This window comes from Enterobacter sp. LU1 (assembly GCF_008271405.2).
GTDB classification, from domain to species: Bacteria; Pseudomonadota; Gammaproteobacteria; order Enterobacterales; family Enterobacteriaceae; genus Enterobacter; species Enterobacter hormaechei_C.
Genome location: NZ_CP043438.2, coordinates 125,207 through 141,270 on the forward strand (window position 1 = coordinate 125,207; position 16,064 = coordinate 141,270).

Genomic DNA, 16,064 nt, shown 5'->3' on the forward strand with positions numbered 1-16,064 from the left:
TTAACGAAGAAGTCCTACATACGGGCTTATTATACACGTCGCCGCTGTGTGACGTAGCCTTTGTCACACTTTTTCCCCTGGATGATTAAATTTTGCGTGCCGTTTTCAGCTTTTACCTTCTTTTTGCTGCAATAAAAACAATGCGCTGAAGCGCGCTCGTAAAATGCAATTTTGCAGCTGGTCTGCGGCTCCCGGGCAGGGTATACCCTTCGCAAAACAGGGAGGGGTAATAATGGTGAAATGGATAAGCATACTGATGATCTTCTTAAGCAGCGGGGCGATGGCAATCTGCCCGGTCTGGTCACCGGCTAAAGCCGGGCAGGAGATCGCGGCCCTGAAGGCGCAGCTGACCCGCTGGAACGATGATTACTGGAAACAGGGCCGCAGCGAGGTGAGCGACGACGTTTACGACAGGCTTAACGCCCGCTTAAAACAGTGGCAGCGCTGTTTTCACGATGAACCGCTGCACGACGATCTTCCAGCCGCCAGTGGGACGGTGAAACATCCCTTCGCCCATACCGGCGTGCATAAGGTAGAAAGCAAGCAGGCGCTTAGCCGCTGGATGGCGACGCAGCAGGATCTCTGGGTACAGCCAAAGGTGGATGGTGTTGCGGTCACCCTGGTCTACAAAAACGGCAAGCTGGTGCAGGCGATTAGCCGGGGCGACGGCTTACAGGGGGAAGAGTGGACGGCACAGGCGCGAATGATCCCCGCTATTCCGCAAACGCTGGCCGGGCCGCTTGCCAACAGCGTGTTGCAGGGTGAACTTTTTCTGCTGCGCGACGGGCATATCCAGCAGCGGATGGGGGGGATGAACGCGCGTGCGAAGGTAGCGGGGGCAATGATGCGCGCGACCGATCGCGCAGCGCTGAAGCAGACAGGCATTTTTATCTGGGCCTGGCCGGACGGCCCAAAAGCGATGAAAGCACGCCTTTCCACGCTGGCGGAGGCAGGTTTTACCCTGACGGCCCGCTATACCGTGCCGGTTAAAAACGCGGCTGATGTGGAGGCGCAGCGGACGGTTTGGTTTAAGGCTTCGTTGCCCTTCGCCACGGATGGCATTGTGGTTCGCGCCTCGGCAGAGCCGCCGGGCGAGCGATGGCTGCCGGGGGAAGGGAGTTGGGTCGTCGCATGGAAATACCTTCCTGTGGCCCAGGTGACGGAAGTCAAAGCGATTCACTTTACCGTTGGCCGTACCGGGCGGATCACCGCGATTGCGCAGCTTGAGCCGCTGATGCTCGACGATAAACGCGTACAGCGCGTCAGCTTAGGGTCGGTTAACCGCTGGCAGAGGCTGGATATTGCCCCCGGCGATCAGGTGCTGGTAAGCCTGGCGGGACAAGGTATTCCCCGGCTGGATAACGTGGTGTGGCGCAATGTGGATCGCCGTAAACCGCAGCCGCCCTCATCGCGCTATAACGGCTTAACCTGTTTCTATGCCTCCCCGGAGTGCATGGAGCAATTTTTTGCCCGGCTGACGTGGCTAAGTTCCAGGCAGGCGTTAGATATCGAAGGAATGGGCGAATCAGGATGGCGGACCCTCTATCAGGCGCATCGGTTTGAGCACCTCTTCTCCTGGCTACAGCTCACGCAGGCGCAGCTCACCGCGACGGCGGGGATATCGGCATCGCATGGCGCTGCGCTGTGGCATCAGTTTAACCTGGCGCGGGAGCGACCTTTTATCCGCTGGATCACCGCGATGGGAATACCGCTGGCCCGGTCGACGCTCAGGGCGGCAGGGGATCGCACCTGGCAGGCGCTGATTCAGCGAAGCGAAGCGGAGTGGCGGATGCTGCCGGGTGTCGGGCAGGAGAAGGCCCGCCAGATCGTAAACTGGCTGCATCAGCCTCAGATTGATGCCCTGGCAAAATGGCTGGCCGCAGAGCACATCGGTGGATTTTAATCTGCGTGCGCTCCTGAACAGACTGGCGAGGGGGCACACTTCCGCTGCCGTGAATAGCGTATTTATGAGACGCGGTTTATATACGCAATAATTATGAATATAAATGAATTATTCATGGTAAATATATTTTGAGGAAATATTATCCCTGAACCCAATTTCAGAATTTGCTCTGCTTGCGTTTTTATTTTCTTTGAGAGAACGGCTTAATTGATCTCAATCACTATTAATCGAGAGCAATAGCCGGGAATGAAGGAGTTATAGGCAATGCAGCCTGAGTATTGTTCGTATTTTTGCTTTTAATTTCAGTTGTTTAACTATTTTATTAATAATATGTTGAGTGTTTTCTGGTTAACAATTAGTCATATTTATTCTGCCGGAAATCATTGCGTCAAATTATTATAAGAATTATCTTATCCAAAATTTTTAAGGTAGTTACCGCTGGGGTGCATTTCGCATCACTTCTGCGTTTTCCTTTCTTTTTGCACCCCGTGAGGGAGTTAACTATCTGAACTCCAATTGAAGCAATTAAGGGTACCGAAATATATCCTGGCGGTTTATATGCGCTGGTGTTCAGAGCCCAGGGCTTTTACATGGATGATTTTCCGTCCCTGTCGGGCCGGAATTCAGCCCCGGGCTTTATGCCCGTTAACCGGGACCTGGTTTCCAGGTGCTCATATTTTCCTTCATTTGAATGAGGACCAAAAATGAAAAGGACGCTTTGTACAGTGCTGACGGCACTCACGCTGGCGACTGCCCTGCCTGCTATAGGCGCTACCACCGAAGCAGGTAGCACCAGCGCAGCAACAACCGGTACAACAACCGGAGCAACGGTGGGAACTACCGCTGGCACTACGGGGGGACTGGCGGCAGGCGCGATTGGGACAACCGCTGTTGTCACCACCGCTGCGATTGCCGGCGTAGCGACGTTAGCCGTTGTCGCGGCAAGCGACAGTGGCGATGACTCAGGCAATGGTACTTCCACGACGACAGTTACCCGCTAAGGCTGGTGCGCAAGGCGATATAGCCTTGCGCTGAACAGCGCAACGACTTGACCCGGTGGCGATATCAAAGCCGGGTATTTAATTGATTTCAATGTTATTTAATCAAGGATTTCTGGTGAGACTGTTTATTCTGCTCATCATGACTCTGCTGATCCAGGGATGTACGCCGAGCCAGCAGAGCATTATTGAGACCTTTAACGCCAGCCTGGACGGGCGCCAGGATGTGACGGTAACGGACGGGCAGATTCAGGTGCTCCCATACTCAACCATGTACCTGCGTCTGGATAATGGCCCGAGGATCCTGGTGGTTCTCGGATACATCGAGCAGGGAAACAGTAAGTGGTTATCGCAGGATAATGCGATGATCGTCACGCATAACGGTCGCCTTATCCACACGCTCAAGCTTCCTTATAACCTGCTTGAGGTAACCAACCTTGAGCACGATCCGCTGCGCCACACGCCGCAGCTCCGCGACGGCAGCCAGTGGTCGCGCGATGTGCGCTGGCAGGAAGAGGGGCGGTATCGCTCCGCACACCTGACCTCGCGCTTCTCCCTGAGCGGGACGGAAAACCTGACCCTTGCCGGAAACACGCTACGTTGTCAGGTCTGGCAGGAGACGGTGCAGGCCGACGGCCTCGATCGTCGCTGGCATAACACCTTCTGGATTGATTCCGCCACCGGCCAGGTACGCCAGAGCGAACAGATGCTCGGCGCGGGCGTATTCCCTGTCACCATGACGATGTTGAAGCCCGCCCCATGAACAGACTCCGAAAATGGTTACCTGGCGTAGGGCTATCTCTCTTCAGCCTGCCCGCCTTATGTGCAAGCGTCGTTACCGTGCATCAGCCGGGCAAAACGTGGTCTGCTGGACAGGCCGATACGCTCTCCCGGCTGGTCACCCAGCCGCAGCTGAACAACGTCTGGTGGCAGGGCGCTGTCATCGCAACCCCTTCCGCCACGCGGCGAGCGCAACAGACGCAACAGCAGGTGCTGGCGTCGCTTTCAGCCTGGCAGAATCGCGCCGATGACGAGCGGATCGCGACCATTCGCACTGTCGCTACACAGATCCGCTCCCTGCGGATCGTCGGGCGGCAGTTTGTCAGCCTCGATCCAGACGCCGTGCGTACCGACGCCCGCGGCGATCGTTCCCTTGAGGGCCGTTACGATCTGTGGCTCTCGCCTGCGCCCCGCACCGTCACGCTGATGGGGGCGGTCGCCACACCGGGGAAACTGGCCTGGCGACCGGGCGCAAGCATCAGGGATTACTTACAGGGGCAGCTGCGGCTGGCTGGCGCCGACAGGAATAACGTGACCGTTATCGATCCTGACGGCAGTACGGTTGTTGCGCCGGTGGCGTACTGGAACGCACGCCATATTGAAGCAGAGCCGGGCGCTGTTCTGTGGGTGGGGTTTGATCCCCGGGCGGTGCCGGACGATTTTACCGGTCTGAATGAGCAAATCGTTGCGCTCCTGACGCGGCGGATACCTGACTGATGAACAAACTTTTTTTACTGAGCGGCCTTGCTCTGGCGATCTCTTCTGCCTGCCACGCGGAGCTGCGTACCTGGCCCGATCCGACCGGACCTTCACAGTCCGACTTTGGCGGCACCGGCCTGATGCAAATGCCCGACGCGCGCTTTGGTCGGGAAGGGGAATTCAGCGTCAACTACCGCGATAACGACCAGTATCGTTTTTACTCCTCTTCGGTCGTGCTCTTTCCGTGGCTGGAAGGGACGATTCGTTATACCGACGTCCGCACCCGCAAATACAGCAGCGACGAGGATTTCAGCGGCGATCAAAGCTACAAGGATAAGTCGTTCGATTTTAAGGTTCGTCTGTGGGAAGAGGACTATAGCCTGCCGCAGGTGGCGCTCGGCAAGCGCGATATTGCGGGCACCGGCCTGTTCGACGGTGAATATCTGGTTGCCAGTAAAATGGCCGGACCGGTCGATTTTACCTTTGGAATAGCCTGGGGATATCCCGGTAATAGCGACAACGTGGGTAACCCGCTGTGCCACGACAACAATAAGTATTGCACCCGCGGCGAATCACATGATGCCGGGGATATCAGCTTTAGCGATATGTTTCGTGGACCGGCGTCGCTGTTTGGCGGCCTCCAGTATCAGACGTCCTGGCAGCCCCTGCGCCTGAAGCTCGAGTATGACGGCAACAATTATGCCGATGATTTTGCCGGCTCCATTAAGCAGTCGAGCCATATTAACGTGGGGGCGGTCTATCGCGTTGCCGACTGGGCCGATCTCAACCTCAGCTACGAGCGCGGCAATACGCTGATGTTTGGCTTCACCCTGCGGACCAATTTTAACGATCTGCGCCCCGCGCTGCGTGATAACCCGAAACCGGCCTGGCAACCGGCACCGGCAGGCGAGACGCTGGACTATACCTCGGCGGCAAACCAGCTCACCGCGCTTAAGTACAACGCAGGCTTCGATGCGCCGGAGATTCTTCAGCACGGCAATACCTTATACATGACCGGCGAACAGTATCGCTATCGCGATCCGCGCGAAGCGGTGGATCGCGCCAACCGTATTCTGATCAATAACCTGCCCGACGGGGTCGACACGATCGCTATCACCCAGCGGCGTGACCATCTGCCGCTGGTCACGACGCAAACCGATGTCACCAGCCTGCGCAAACAGCTGGCGGGAGAGCCGCTCGGCCAGGAGGAGGCGCTCAAACAGCAGCGCGTCGAGCCTGTGGATACTACAGCGTTCGGGCGCGGCTACCGTATTCGCGCCGATCGCTTCAGCTACAGCGTCAAACCGACGCTGGCGCAGTCGCTGGGCGGTCCGGAAGATTTCTATATGTTCCAGGTGGGGGTGATGGCCAGCGCCAGCTACTGGCTGACCGATCGTCTGCTGCTCGACGGCGGCGTGTTCGCCAACCTCTATAACAACTACGACAAGTTCAAATCCTCGCTGCTTCCCGCTGACTCCAGCCTGCCGCGCGTCAGAACCCATATTCGCGATTATGTCAGCAATGACGTCTACATCAACAACTTACAGGCCAACTATGTCGATGCGCTGGGGCACGGCTTCTATGCCCAGATTTATGGCGGCTACCTCGAAACCATGTACGGCGGCGTGGGAGCAGAGGCGCTCTGGCGCCCGCTTGATAGCGACTGGGCGCTGGGCGTGGATGCGAACTACGTCAAGCAGCGCGACTGGGACGACATGATGCGCTTCACCGACTACAGCGCGCCAACCGGATTTATCACCGCCTACTGGAACCCGGCGAAGCTCAACAGCGTGCTGATGAAGCTGAGCGTCGGGCAGTACCTGGCGAAGGATAAAGGCGCCACCCTCGACGTCGCGAAGCGATTCGACAGCGGCGTGACGGTAGGCGCCTGGGCGGCGCTGACCAACGTCTCGAAAGAGGATTATGGCGAAGGTGGCTTCAGCAAAGGCTTCTACATCTCGATCCCGCTTGATCTGATGACGATCAGCCCAAATCGCAACCGGGCGGTGGTCTCGTGGACACCTCTCACGCGTGATGGCGGCCAGACGTTAGGCCGTAAATATCAGCTCTATGACATGACGTCAGAACGCGAAACCCCGGTAGGGCAGTAGTACCGGATGAAACAGGCATTACTTAACCAGATGATTTTCCTGAATGAAAAACGTTAAATTTTCCGTGCTTGCGTTGGCTATGATGGCGTTAAGCGGTTGTACTATCGTACCGGGCCAGGGACTTAGCACCCAGGGCAAAGATATTATCGATCTGCCTGACAGCAATTACGATCTGAATAAGATGGTCAACGTCTATCCGCTCACGCCGGGGCTGGTGGAGCAGTTGCTGCCTGGCAAAGTCGACTCCCGCGCGAATCCTGAACTGGATCGCCAGCTTCAGAACTACCAATATCGCATCGGCGTCGGCGACGTGCTGATGGTTACCGTCTGGGACCACCCGGAGCTGACCACCCCCGCAGGTCAGTACCGTAGCGCCAGCGATACGGGCAACTGGGTGAATGCCGATGGCACGATCTTCTACCCCTATATCGGCAAAATCCGCGTCGTCGGCAAAACGCTGGCCCAGGTGCGCGATGAGATCGCCGCCCGGCTGGACTCGGTGATTGAGAGCCCGCAGGTGGATGTCAGCGTCGCGGCGTTCCGCTCGCAAAAAGCCTACGTGACGGGCGAAGTGGCTAAGTCGGGCCAGCAGCCCATCACTAACATTCCGCTGACCATAATGGATGCGATCAATGCGGCAGGCGGCCTGACGTCGGAGGCGGACTGGCGCCACGTGGTGCTGACCCATAACGGCCAGGACACGCACATTTCTCTCTACGCGCTGATGCAGCGCGGCGATCTCACCCAGAACAAACTCCTCTATCCGGGCGATATTCTCTTCATTCCCCGTAATGACGACCTGAAAGTGTTTGTCATGGGCGAGGTGGGTAAACAGAGCACCCTGAAGATGGACCGTAGCGGCATGACGCTGGCGGAAGCGCTGGGTAATGCGCAGGGCGTGAATCAGGATATGGCCGACGCCACAGGGATCTTTGTGATTCGTCCGTTGCAGGGCAAGCAGAACGGCAAAATCGCCAACGTCTACCAGCTTAACGCCCGGGATGCCACCGCGATGGTGTTGAGCACCGAATTTCAGCTTGAGCCTTACGACATCGTCTATGTCACCACCGCGCCGCTGGTGCGCTGGAACCGCGTGATCTCTCAGCTTGTGCCGACCATTACCGGCGTACATGACCTGACTGAAACAGGGAGATATATCAGAACATGGCCAAACTAACGTTTAACGCCATCCTGGTGATCTGTACCGGCAATATCTGCCGCTCTCCCATTGGGGAACGGCTGCTGCGCCGGCTGCTTCCCGCCGCCCGGGTCGATTCAGCGGGAATTTGTGGCCTGGAAGGGCGCACCGCCGATTCACAGGCGACAGAGATCGCCGCCGAACGCGGCACCCTGCTTGAGGGCCACGTGGCGCGCAGGCTCACCCCCGCCATGGTGCGCGACTACGATCTGATTCTGGCGATGGAGCTGGAACATATCGAGCAGGTCACGGCTATCGCACCGGAGGCGCGCGGCAAAATGATGCTCTTTGGTCACTGGACGGGCAGAAAAGAGATCCCGGACCCCTACCGTAAAAACCGGGACGCATTTGAATATGTTTATGGGCTGCTGGAGCAGGCCAGTCTGGAATGGGCGAAACGGCTCAGTTAATCACACGGGATAGTTACGTTTTATGTCAACAAATAACCTTCACGCCCATGATGCGTCTGCCGCGAATAACGAGATCGATCTGGTGCGCCTGTTGGGTGAGCTGCTCGACCACCGAAAATTTATTCTCATCCTTACCGCGCTGTTCACGCTGGCGGCACTGCTTTATGCGCTCTTTGCCACGCCGGTTTATCAGGCCGATGCGCTGATACAGGTGGAACAGAAGCAGGGCAACGCGCTACTCAATAACCTTAGCGAGTTCATCCCTGACTCCTCGCCGGAGTCGGCGCCGGAGCTTCAGCTTCTCCAGTCGCGCATGATCCTCGGTAAAACGATTGATGACCTGAACCTGCGCACGCAGGTAAGTGAAAACTATTTTCCCCTTGTCGGACGCGGCTGGGCGCGACTCACCGGGCAACAGCCTGGCATCGTCGATGTCAGTATGCTCAATCTTCCCCCTGTCGCGGGCCGGGCGCAAAAGCTGACGCTGACCGTCGGCGAGAAGGGCCACTATCAGCTGGAAGGCGATAACGTGACGTTACAGGGCGTTGTGGGACAGCCGCTGAGCGCGGCGAATATCGCCATTACCATTGCCGCTATCCAGGCGAAGCCGGGTACGCAATTTACGATTACACAGCTGAGCGAGCTGGAGGCCATTGACGCGCTACAGCTGCGTTTTTCCGTGAGCGAGCGCAGCAAGGACAGTGGGATGCTTGGCCTGACCATCACGGGGGAAGATCCCGATGAGATGGCGCGCGTGCTTAACTGCATCGCCGATAACTATTTACAACAGAACGTGGCTCGCCAGGCGGCGCAGGATGCGAAAAGCCTGCAATTTTTGAAGCAGCAGCTTCCGCAGGTGCGCAGCGAGCTGGACCAGGCCGAGGAGAAGCTCAACCGCTATCGCCAGCAAAATGACTCCGTTGACCTGAACCTGGAGGCAAAAGCGGTGCTGGAGCAGATTGTAAATGCGGACAATCAGCTCAATGAACTGACCTTCCGGGAAGCGGAAATTTCGCAGCTCTACAAAAAAGATCACCCCACCTACCGGGCGCTGATTGAGAAACGCCAGACGCTGGAGCAGGAAAAAAACCGCCTGAATAAACGGGTATCGTCCATGCCGTCGACCCAGCAGGAGGTGTTGCGCCTGAGCCGTGATGTGGAGTCGGGACGCGTTATCTACCAGCAGCTGCTTAACCGCGAACAGGAGCTGAGCATCGCCCGGTCGAGCGCAATTGGTAACGTCCGCATTATCGATCCGGCCGTGACCCGGCCGCAGCCAGTCAAGCCGAAAAAAGCGCTGGTCGTCGTTCTGGGGGTTCTCCTGGGTCTGTTCGTCTCTGTGGGCTGGATCCTGGCGCGCAGTATGCTGCGTATGGGCATTGAAACGCCGGAGCAGCTGGAGGAGCATGGGATTAACGTCTATGCCACCGTACCGCTGTCGGAATGGCTGGCTAAAAAGATGCGTTTGCGCAAAAAAGACTTTATGTCCTCAGGGCTGCGCCATAAGACCAAACATATCCCCTTCCTGGCGGCGGATAACCCGGTCGATCTCTCCGTGGAGGCGATTCGCGGCCTGCGCACCAGTCTGCATTTTGCGATGATGGAGTCAGCGAACAATATACTGATGATCTCTGGCGCCACGCCTGACAGCGGTAAAACCTTTGTCAGCAGTACCCTGGCGGCCGTCGTGGCGCAGGCGGGCCAGAAAGTGCTCTATATTGATGCGGATATGCGTCGCGGGTATGCCCATGATCTGTTTAAGCTCGACAATACCTGCGGCTTATCGGAGATGTTGTCCGGTAAGGCGGAGTATACCCAGGGCGTTCAGACCTTCGATAAAGGCGGGTTCGATACCATCGTGCGCGGGCAGATCCCCCCTAATCCGGCGGAGCTTCTGATGCATACGCGTTTCCAGCAGCTGCTGGACTGGGCGAATGAACGCTACGATCTGGTGATTATCGATACGCCACCGATCCTGGCGGTCACCGACGCGGCTGTTGTCGGTCGTCGCGCAGGCACCACGCTGCTGGTCGCCCGCTTCGGGATGAACAGCGTGAAGGAGATGCTGGTCTGTGTACAGCGTCTGGAGCAGAGTGGCGTCAATACCAAAGGGGTGATTCTCAACGGCGTCGTTAAGCGGGCAAGCAACGCTTACGGCTACGGCTATCATCACTACGGTTACAACTATTCGAGTAATTGATTATCCGGCGCCTGCCCGTTCTGACATTAATGCGCATTGTGTTTGTAATGAAAAACGGGCAGGCCCAGCTTAAGGCGCAATGCCAGCATACGCGCGGTGAAGCCAAACAGCAGGGTGGAGATAACCACCACATCGTGGCTGGTGACATAGTGCTGCAAGGCGACATAAAGCACTGCCGCGGCAAAGAAGATGCCGGCATACAGTTCCTTCTGGAAAACCAGCGGGATACGCTTGCAGAACATATCCCGCAGCACCCCGCCAAACACGCCCGTGATCACGGCAGCAATGGTGGCGATAACCGGGCCTTCACCCATATCGAGAGCGATTTGTGCGCCAATGATGGAAAAAACAATCAGCCCAAGCGCATCCAGCACCAGGAACACGCGGCGCAGATGAGGCATCACCGGGGCCACAATCGTGGTTAGCACGGCTGCCGTTGCCACGATAATGACGTACTCAGGGTTTTTTACCCAGCCGAGCGGATAATGGCCAAGCAGGATATCGCGCACGGACCCGCCGCCGAGCGCGGTGGCCGTGGCAATAATAATCACGCCGAAGGTGTCCATACGGCGACGTCCGGCAGCGAGCGCGCCGGTCATGGCTTCTGCGGTAATGCCAATAAGATAGAGAATGTGAAGCAGCATAAACCCTCCGGAATGAAGAGGAGGAGATTAGCGATTTGTGCGGAAGATCACGATTGAGATTTTCTAAGGCGAGGGGGTTTGCCCTACAGAAATTTATCAACGCATGCCTGGCGGGCTTGTGATAAGGCGGGAGGAAAAGAAAGTAAGGCTAAATAAGGATTAGAAAAAGTAATGGGTGGTGTGCGAGGCAACACCACCCTGAAAGGAATTACTCGATATTCTGGATCTGCTCGCGCATCTGCTCAATCAGGACCTTCAGCTCAATCGCTGAATTGGTTACCTCTGCATTGATAGACTTAGACGCCAGCGTGTTCGACTCGCGGTTGAACTCCTGCATCATAAAGTCGAGACGGCGGCCTACCGCTTCTTTCTTCTTCAGAATGTTGTAGGTCTCTTTAACGTGCGCTTCCAGACGATCCAGCTCTTCAGCCACGTCCACACGCTGCGCCATCAGCACCAGCTCTTGTTCCAGACGGTTGTTTTCCAGCTGAACTTCCGCCTCTTCCAGTTTGGCGACAAGACGCTCACGCTGCCATTGCAGCACTTCTGGCATATGAGCGCGCACTTTAGCGACTTCGGCGCTCACGCCTTCAAGGCGTTGCTCAATCATCGCTTTCAGCGCCTGGCCTTCGGTTTCACGGGCAACGATAAAGTCATCCAGCGTGCCGTCGAGTGCAGCCAGGATCTCAGCGGTAATCGCGTCCAGATCCTGCTCTCCGGCGGCCATCACGCCAGGCCAGCGCAGAATATCAACCGGGTTGATCTCGCCTTCATCGCTTTGCATTTTGACCCAGTTCGCCGCATTAACCAGCTGTTTTGCCAGCTTTTCGTTCAGGATCAGTTCACCCTGCGCGCTGGCGTCGGGCTCAAAACGCAGGTTACATTCCACTTTCCCGCGGGTCAGACGCGTACGGATACGCTCACGCACCACAGGCTCCAGGCTGCGGAACTGTTCCGGCATACGGAAATACGTTTCCAGATAGCGCTGGTTTACCGAGCGCATTTCCCAGGTAGCGCTACCCCAGCTACCCTTGATTTCACGCCGGGCGTAGGCGGTCATACTGCGGATCATAGACATTCCCGTTTTTAAAGGAGAGATGGGGGGATTATAGCTTTCAGGGGCTTCTCAGGATAGGAATAAGCGTCCTTTATCCGTATAATGCGCAGCCACATTCGTTTCAAGCCGGAGAATCCATCATGCGTCCAGCAGGTCGTAGCGCCAACCAGGTGCGTCCCGTCACCCTGACCCGTAACTATACAAAACACGCTGAAGGCTCCGTGCTGGTTGAGTTTGGTGACACCAAGGTGCTTTGCACCGCGTCCATTGAAGAGGGCGTGCCTCGCTTCCTGAAAGGTCAGGGCCAGGGGTGGATCACCGCCGAATACGGTATGTTGCCGCGCGCAACCCATACCCGTAATGCCCGTGAAGCGGCAAAAGGTAAGCAGGGCGGCCGTACTATGGAGATCCAGCGCCTGATCGCGCGTGCGCTCCGCGCCGCGGTTGACCTGAAAACGCTGGGTGAGTTCACCATCACGCTGGACTGCGACGTGATCCAGGCCGATGGTGGCACGCGTACGGCCTCTATTACCGGTGCCTGTGTGGCGCTGGCAGATGCCCTGAACAAGCTGGTTGCCGCCGGTAAGCTGAAAACCAACCCAATGAAAGGGATGGTTGCTGCTGTCTCCGTTGGTATCGTTAACGGCGAGGCGCTTTGCGATCTGGAATACGTTGAAGATTCTGCCGCAGAAACCGACATGAACGTGGTGATGACCGAAGATGGTCGCATCATTGAAGTGCAGGGTACGGCAGAAGGCGAGCCATTCACTCACGAAGAACTGCTCACCTTGCTGGCGTTGGCCCGAGGGGGAATCGAATCTATTGTAGCGACGCAGAAAGCGGCGTTAGAAAATTGATTTTAAGGCGACCAATGAGTCGCCTTTTTTTTGCCTGTAAGACTGAAAAGACAAAGGAGCAAATCCATGAAATCGTATCAGCGCCAGTTTATTGAGTTTGCGCTTAACAAGCAGGTACTTAAGTTTGGCGAGTTCACGCTGAAATCCGGGCGTAAAAGCCCGTATTTCTTCAACGCCGGGCTGTTTAATACCGGGCGCGACCTGGCACTGTTAGGCCGCTTCTATGCCGAAGCGCTGGTGGATTCCGGGATTGATTTTGACCTGCTGTTTGGCCCCGCGTACAAAGGCATTCCAATTGCAACCACCACGGCGGTAGCGCTGGCGGAGCACCATGACCGCGACGTACCGTACTGCTTTAACCGTAAAGAGGCCAAAACCCACGGTGAAGGCGGCAATCTGGTAGGCAGTGCGTTGCAGGGGCGTGTGATGCTGGTGGATGACGTGATCACCGCAGGTACCGCGATCCGTGAATCGATGGAGATTATCCAGGCTAACGGCGCAACGCTTGCGGGTGTGCTGATTTCGCTCGATCGTCAGGAGCGCGGGCGCGGCGACATCTCTGCTATTCAGGAAGTGGAGCGCGATTATGGCTGCAAGGTCACGTCGATTATCACGCTGAAAGACCTGATTGCGTATCTGGAAGAGAAGCCTGAGATGGCTGATCATCTGGCGGCGGTGCGTCAATACCGCGAAGAGTTTGGCGTATAATTCAATTGCCCGGTGGCGCTACGCTTACCGGGCCTACCCGTTCGTAGGCCGGATAAGGCGCAGCCGCCATCCGGCGATGGCGTTACTGTAACTGAGCAGCCACTAACGGCCAGCGGGCGTCAAAATCGTCCGTTGGTCGATATTTAAACTCGCTGCGCACAAACCGGGAGAGCATCCCTTCGCAAAATGCCAGGATCTGGCTTGCCAGCAGGGTTTCATCCGTATTATATCCCTCGCCCTCCCGCATTTTCTTCTCGCGCAGAACCTGACGCAGCTGGGCTTCGATACGCTCAAAAAGCTGGTTTATACGGCCTTGCAGACGATCCTGTTCAAACATCAGCGCGTGGCCGGTCAGAATACGGGTCAGACCCGGGTTACGTTCACCAAAGCCCAGAATCAGCAGCACAATCAGACGCAGACGCGTGCTGGTGTCTTTTTCATCCTTCAGAATCAGGTTGATGCGCGTGATCAGGCTGTCTTCGATAAACTCGATCAGGCTGTCAAACATCCGGGTTTTGCTCGGGAAATGACGATACAGCGCCGCCTCTGACACGCCCACAGAGGCCGCCAGTTTTGCGGTGGTGATGCGTTGACTGCCGTCGCTGGATTCAAGCATCAGAGCCAGAGATTGAAGTATTTCTTCGCGACGATTCCTTTTCGCGGTTTGTTTTTCTGCCATGTTACAAAATACCCCTGAAAATAAGCACTTGTCAGGCTGGCAACCACACAGCGACCCGCAAACTGACGTTTGCGGTTTGTTATTGCATTATGGCGCTGTGAGATGCGTGTTTGTCGGGCGGTTATTTGCGCCCGGAATGGCCGAAGCCGCCTTCGCCACGGTCGGTAGCGTCGAAGTCTGCCACCAGGTTAAATTCTGCCTGCACCACCGGTACAAACACCATCTGCGCGATACGCTCGCCCGGCTCAATGGTGAAGCTGTCCTGGCCACGGTTCCAGACGGATACCATCAGCTGACCCTGATAGTCAGAATCGATCAGGCCGACCAGATTACCCAGCACGACGCCATGCTTGTGGCCCAGGCCAGAGCGCGGCAGGATCACCGCTGCCAGTGACGGGTCAGCAATGTGAATCGCCAGCCCGGTCGGGATCAGGGTCGTTGCACCTGGCGCCAGTTCTACGGCGTCATCAAGACAGGCGCGCAGGTCAAGACCGGCAGAGCCGGAGGTGGCATACGTTGGCAGCGGAAATTGCTCGCCAACGCGCGGGTCCAGAATCTTAACGTCGATTTTTTTCATCATAACGGGTAACGATCTCGTCCAGTAAGTGTTGGCCCAGGAGTTCTTTGCGCTCAAGCGGTAAGACTTTATCTCCATCCTGCCAGAAAAGGTGCAATGCGTTGCTGTCGCTGTTAAATCCTTGCGTGGACAGCGATACGTCGTTCGCGCAAATCAAATCGAGGTTTTTGCGGGTACGTTTTTGCCGGGCATATTCTTCCACATTATTCGTTTCTGCGGCAAACCCAACAACGTAAGGTCGATGAGTTTTCAATGCGGCGACACCGGCAACGATATCCGGGTTCTTCACCATTTTTATTGTTAATTCATCACCTTGCTTTTTAATTTTAGCGTCGGCAATGGTTTCGGCGCGGTAATCAGCGACGGCCGCACAGCCGATAAAAATATGCTGCTGTTGAGCATGTGCCTGTACGGCGGCTTCCATTTCCAGCGCGGTCGTTACATCAATACGCTGCACAAACGCAGGGGTGGTAAGCGACACCGGGCCGCTCACCAGCGTGACGTTCGCGCCGCGTTTGGCTGCCGCGGCAGCAATCGCAAAGCCCATTTTGCCTGAGCTGTGGTTGGTGATGTAACGCACCGGATCCAGCGGCTCGCGCGTGGGGCCCGCGGTAATCATGATGTTGAGATGTTGCAGATCGTTGACAGGCGAGAAATGGGCGGCGGCCATATCAACAATCGTCAATGGGTCGAGCATACGCCCTGGCCCAACGTCGCCGCAGGCCTGGCTGCCACTGTCCGGTCCCCAAATCAGCAGGCCGCGCGAGGCCAGCGTGTCCAGATTATGCTGGGTAGCGGCGTTGCGGTACATCTGCTGGTTCATTGCGGGCACAACCGCGACGGGCGCAGGCGTGGCGAGGCAAATGGTCGTTAACAGATCGTTCGCCATACCGGCTGCCACGCGGGCAATTAAATCTGCCGTGGCGGGGGCAAGGATAACCAGATCGGCCCATTTCCCCAGCTCAATGTGGCCCATTGCGGCTTCGGCCGCCGGGTCGAGCAGGCTGTCGGATACCGGGTATCCCGAGACGGCTTGCAGGCTCAGGGGGGTGATAAAGGCTTTGCCGCCTTCGGTGATCGCGACCCGTACGTCGGCCCCGCGCTCGCGCAAACGGCGCACCAGGTCTGGCGTTTTATAGGCAGCAATACCGCCGCTGACGCCAAGAACGATTTTTTTACCGGCCAGGCTCATCATGATTCTTTCCTGTTGGGTTTCACCAGAGAGCGGGCATTTTATCACAAT

15 protein-coding genes are annotated in these 16,064 nt (G+C 56.8%); 10 read left to right on the forward strand and 5 right to left on the reverse strand.

Annotation, left to right across the window (positions count from 1 at the left end; genetic code table 11):
- The first annotated feature begins 232 nt into the window (after positions 1–232).
- The 8 genes from ligB to etk all read left to right on the forward strand — a co-directional run bounded on the left by ligB (position 233) and on the right by etk (position 10,299).
- Positions 233–1,903 (forward strand): NAD-dependent DNA ligase LigB, encoded by a 1,671-nt coding sequence (gene ligB, locus FZF21_RS00595; protein ID WP_047737326.1) that lies wholly within the window; start codon positions 233–235, stop codon positions 1,901–1,903.
- 704 nt (positions 1,904–2,607) lie between these two features.
- Positions 2,608–2,904, forward strand: a complete 297-nt coding sequence (locus tag FZF21_RS00600; protein WP_017383628.1) for a hypothetical protein — start codon at positions 2,608–2,610, stop codon at positions 2,902–2,904.
- 115 nt (positions 2,905–3,019) lie between these two features.
- Positions 3,020–3,664 carry a YjbF family lipoprotein gene (locus FZF21_RS00605; RefSeq protein ID WP_023295702.1) on the forward strand — a complete coding sequence of 215 codons (645 nt, stop codon included), beginning with the start codon at positions 3,020–3,022 and terminating at the stop codon, positions 3,662–3,664.
- Entirely contained in the window at positions 3,661–4,398 is a 738-nt protein-coding gene (locus tag FZF21_RS00610) for a capsule biosynthesis GfcC family protein (protein WP_045349561.1), read from the forward strand. The genes FZF21_RS00605 and FZF21_RS00610 overlap by 4 nt, the downstream gene beginning before the upstream one ends.
- Positions 4,398–6,491 carry a YjbH domain-containing protein gene (locus FZF21_RS00615; RefSeq protein WP_149121126.1) on the forward strand — a complete coding sequence of 698 codons (2,094 nt, stop codon included), beginning with the start codon at positions 4,398–4,400 and terminating at the stop codon, positions 6,489–6,491. Before FZF21_RS00610 ends, FZF21_RS00615 begins: the two co-directional genes overlap by 1 nt.
- 43 nt (positions 6,492–6,534) lie before the next feature.
- Positions 6,535–7,668: a polysaccharide export protein gene (locus FZF21_RS00620; RefSeq protein ID WP_032646765.1), complete on the forward strand. Its 1,134-nt coding sequence runs from the start codon at positions 6,535–6,537 to the stop codon at positions 7,666–7,668.
- Positions 7,656–8,099, forward strand: coding sequence for a protein-tyrosine-phosphatase (locus FZF21_RS00625; RefSeq protein WP_045142428.1), 444 nt, complete (start codon positions 7,656–7,658; stop codon positions 8,097–8,099). The genes FZF21_RS00620 and FZF21_RS00625 overlap by 13 nt, the downstream gene beginning before the upstream one ends.
- Before the next feature lie 22 nt (positions 8,100–8,121).
- The gene (gene etk / locus FZF21_RS00630; protein WP_047737332.1) at positions 8,122–10,299 is read left to right on the forward strand and encodes a tyrosine-protein kinase; all 2,178 of its coding nucleotides are present in this window, start codon (positions 8,122–8,124) and stop codon (positions 10,297–10,299) included.
- Between the two features lie 26 nt (positions 10,300–10,325).
- On the opposite strand, the gene FZF21_RS00635 is transcribed toward etk, so the two are convergent.
- Both FZF21_RS00635 and FZF21_RS00640 read right to left on the reverse strand, forming a co-directional pair.
- Positions 10,326–10,943, reverse strand: a complete 618-nt coding sequence (locus FZF21_RS00635; protein WP_149121125.1) for a trimeric intracellular cation channel family protein — start codon at positions 10,941–10,943, stop codon at positions 10,326–10,328.
- A 208-nt stretch (positions 10,944–11,151) separates the two neighbouring features.
- Positions 11,152–12,015 (reverse strand): YicC/YloC family endoribonuclease, encoded by an 864-nt coding sequence (locus tag FZF21_RS00640; RefSeq protein ID WP_003860907.1) that lies wholly within the window; start codon positions 12,013–12,015, stop codon positions 11,152–11,154.
- Positions 12,016–12,140: 125 nt separating this feature from the next.
- Here FZF21_RS00640 and rph point away from each other — a divergent pair, with 125 nt between their 5' ends.
- A complete protein-coding gene (rph, locus tag FZF21_RS00645; RefSeq protein WP_015570044.1) occupies positions 12,141–12,857 on the forward strand; it encodes a ribonuclease PH in 717 nt (238 codons plus the stop codon).
- A 66-nt stretch (positions 12,858–12,923) separates the two neighbouring features.
- Positions 12,924–13,565, forward strand: coding sequence for an orotate phosphoribosyltransferase (pyrE, locus tag FZF21_RS00650; RefSeq protein ID WP_015570043.1), 642 nt, complete (start codon positions 12,924–12,926; stop codon positions 13,563–13,565).
- A gap of 82 nt (positions 13,566–13,647) precedes the next feature.
- On the opposite strand, the gene slmA is transcribed toward pyrE, so the two are convergent.
- The 3 genes from slmA to coaBC form a co-directional block, all read right to left on the reverse strand.
- Positions 13,648–14,244 carry a nucleoid occlusion factor SlmA gene (slmA, locus tag FZF21_RS00655; protein ID WP_003860901.1) on the reverse strand — a complete coding sequence of 199 codons (597 nt, stop codon included), beginning with the start codon at positions 14,242–14,244 and terminating at the stop codon, positions 13,648–13,650.
- A gap of 121 nt (positions 14,245–14,365) precedes the next feature.
- Positions 14,366–14,824, reverse strand: a complete 459-nt coding sequence (dut, locus tag FZF21_RS00660; protein ID WP_015570042.1) for a dUTP diphosphatase — start codon at positions 14,822–14,824, stop codon at positions 14,366–14,368.
- Positions 14,802–16,013, reverse strand: a complete 1,212-nt coding sequence (gene coaBC, locus FZF21_RS00665; protein WP_168928032.1) for a bifunctional phosphopantothenoylcysteine decarboxylase/phosphopantothenate--cysteine ligase CoaBC — start codon at positions 16,011–16,013, stop codon at positions 14,802–14,804. The genes dut and coaBC overlap by 23 nt, the downstream gene beginning before the upstream one ends.
- Positions 16,014–16,064 lie beyond the last annotated feature (51 nt).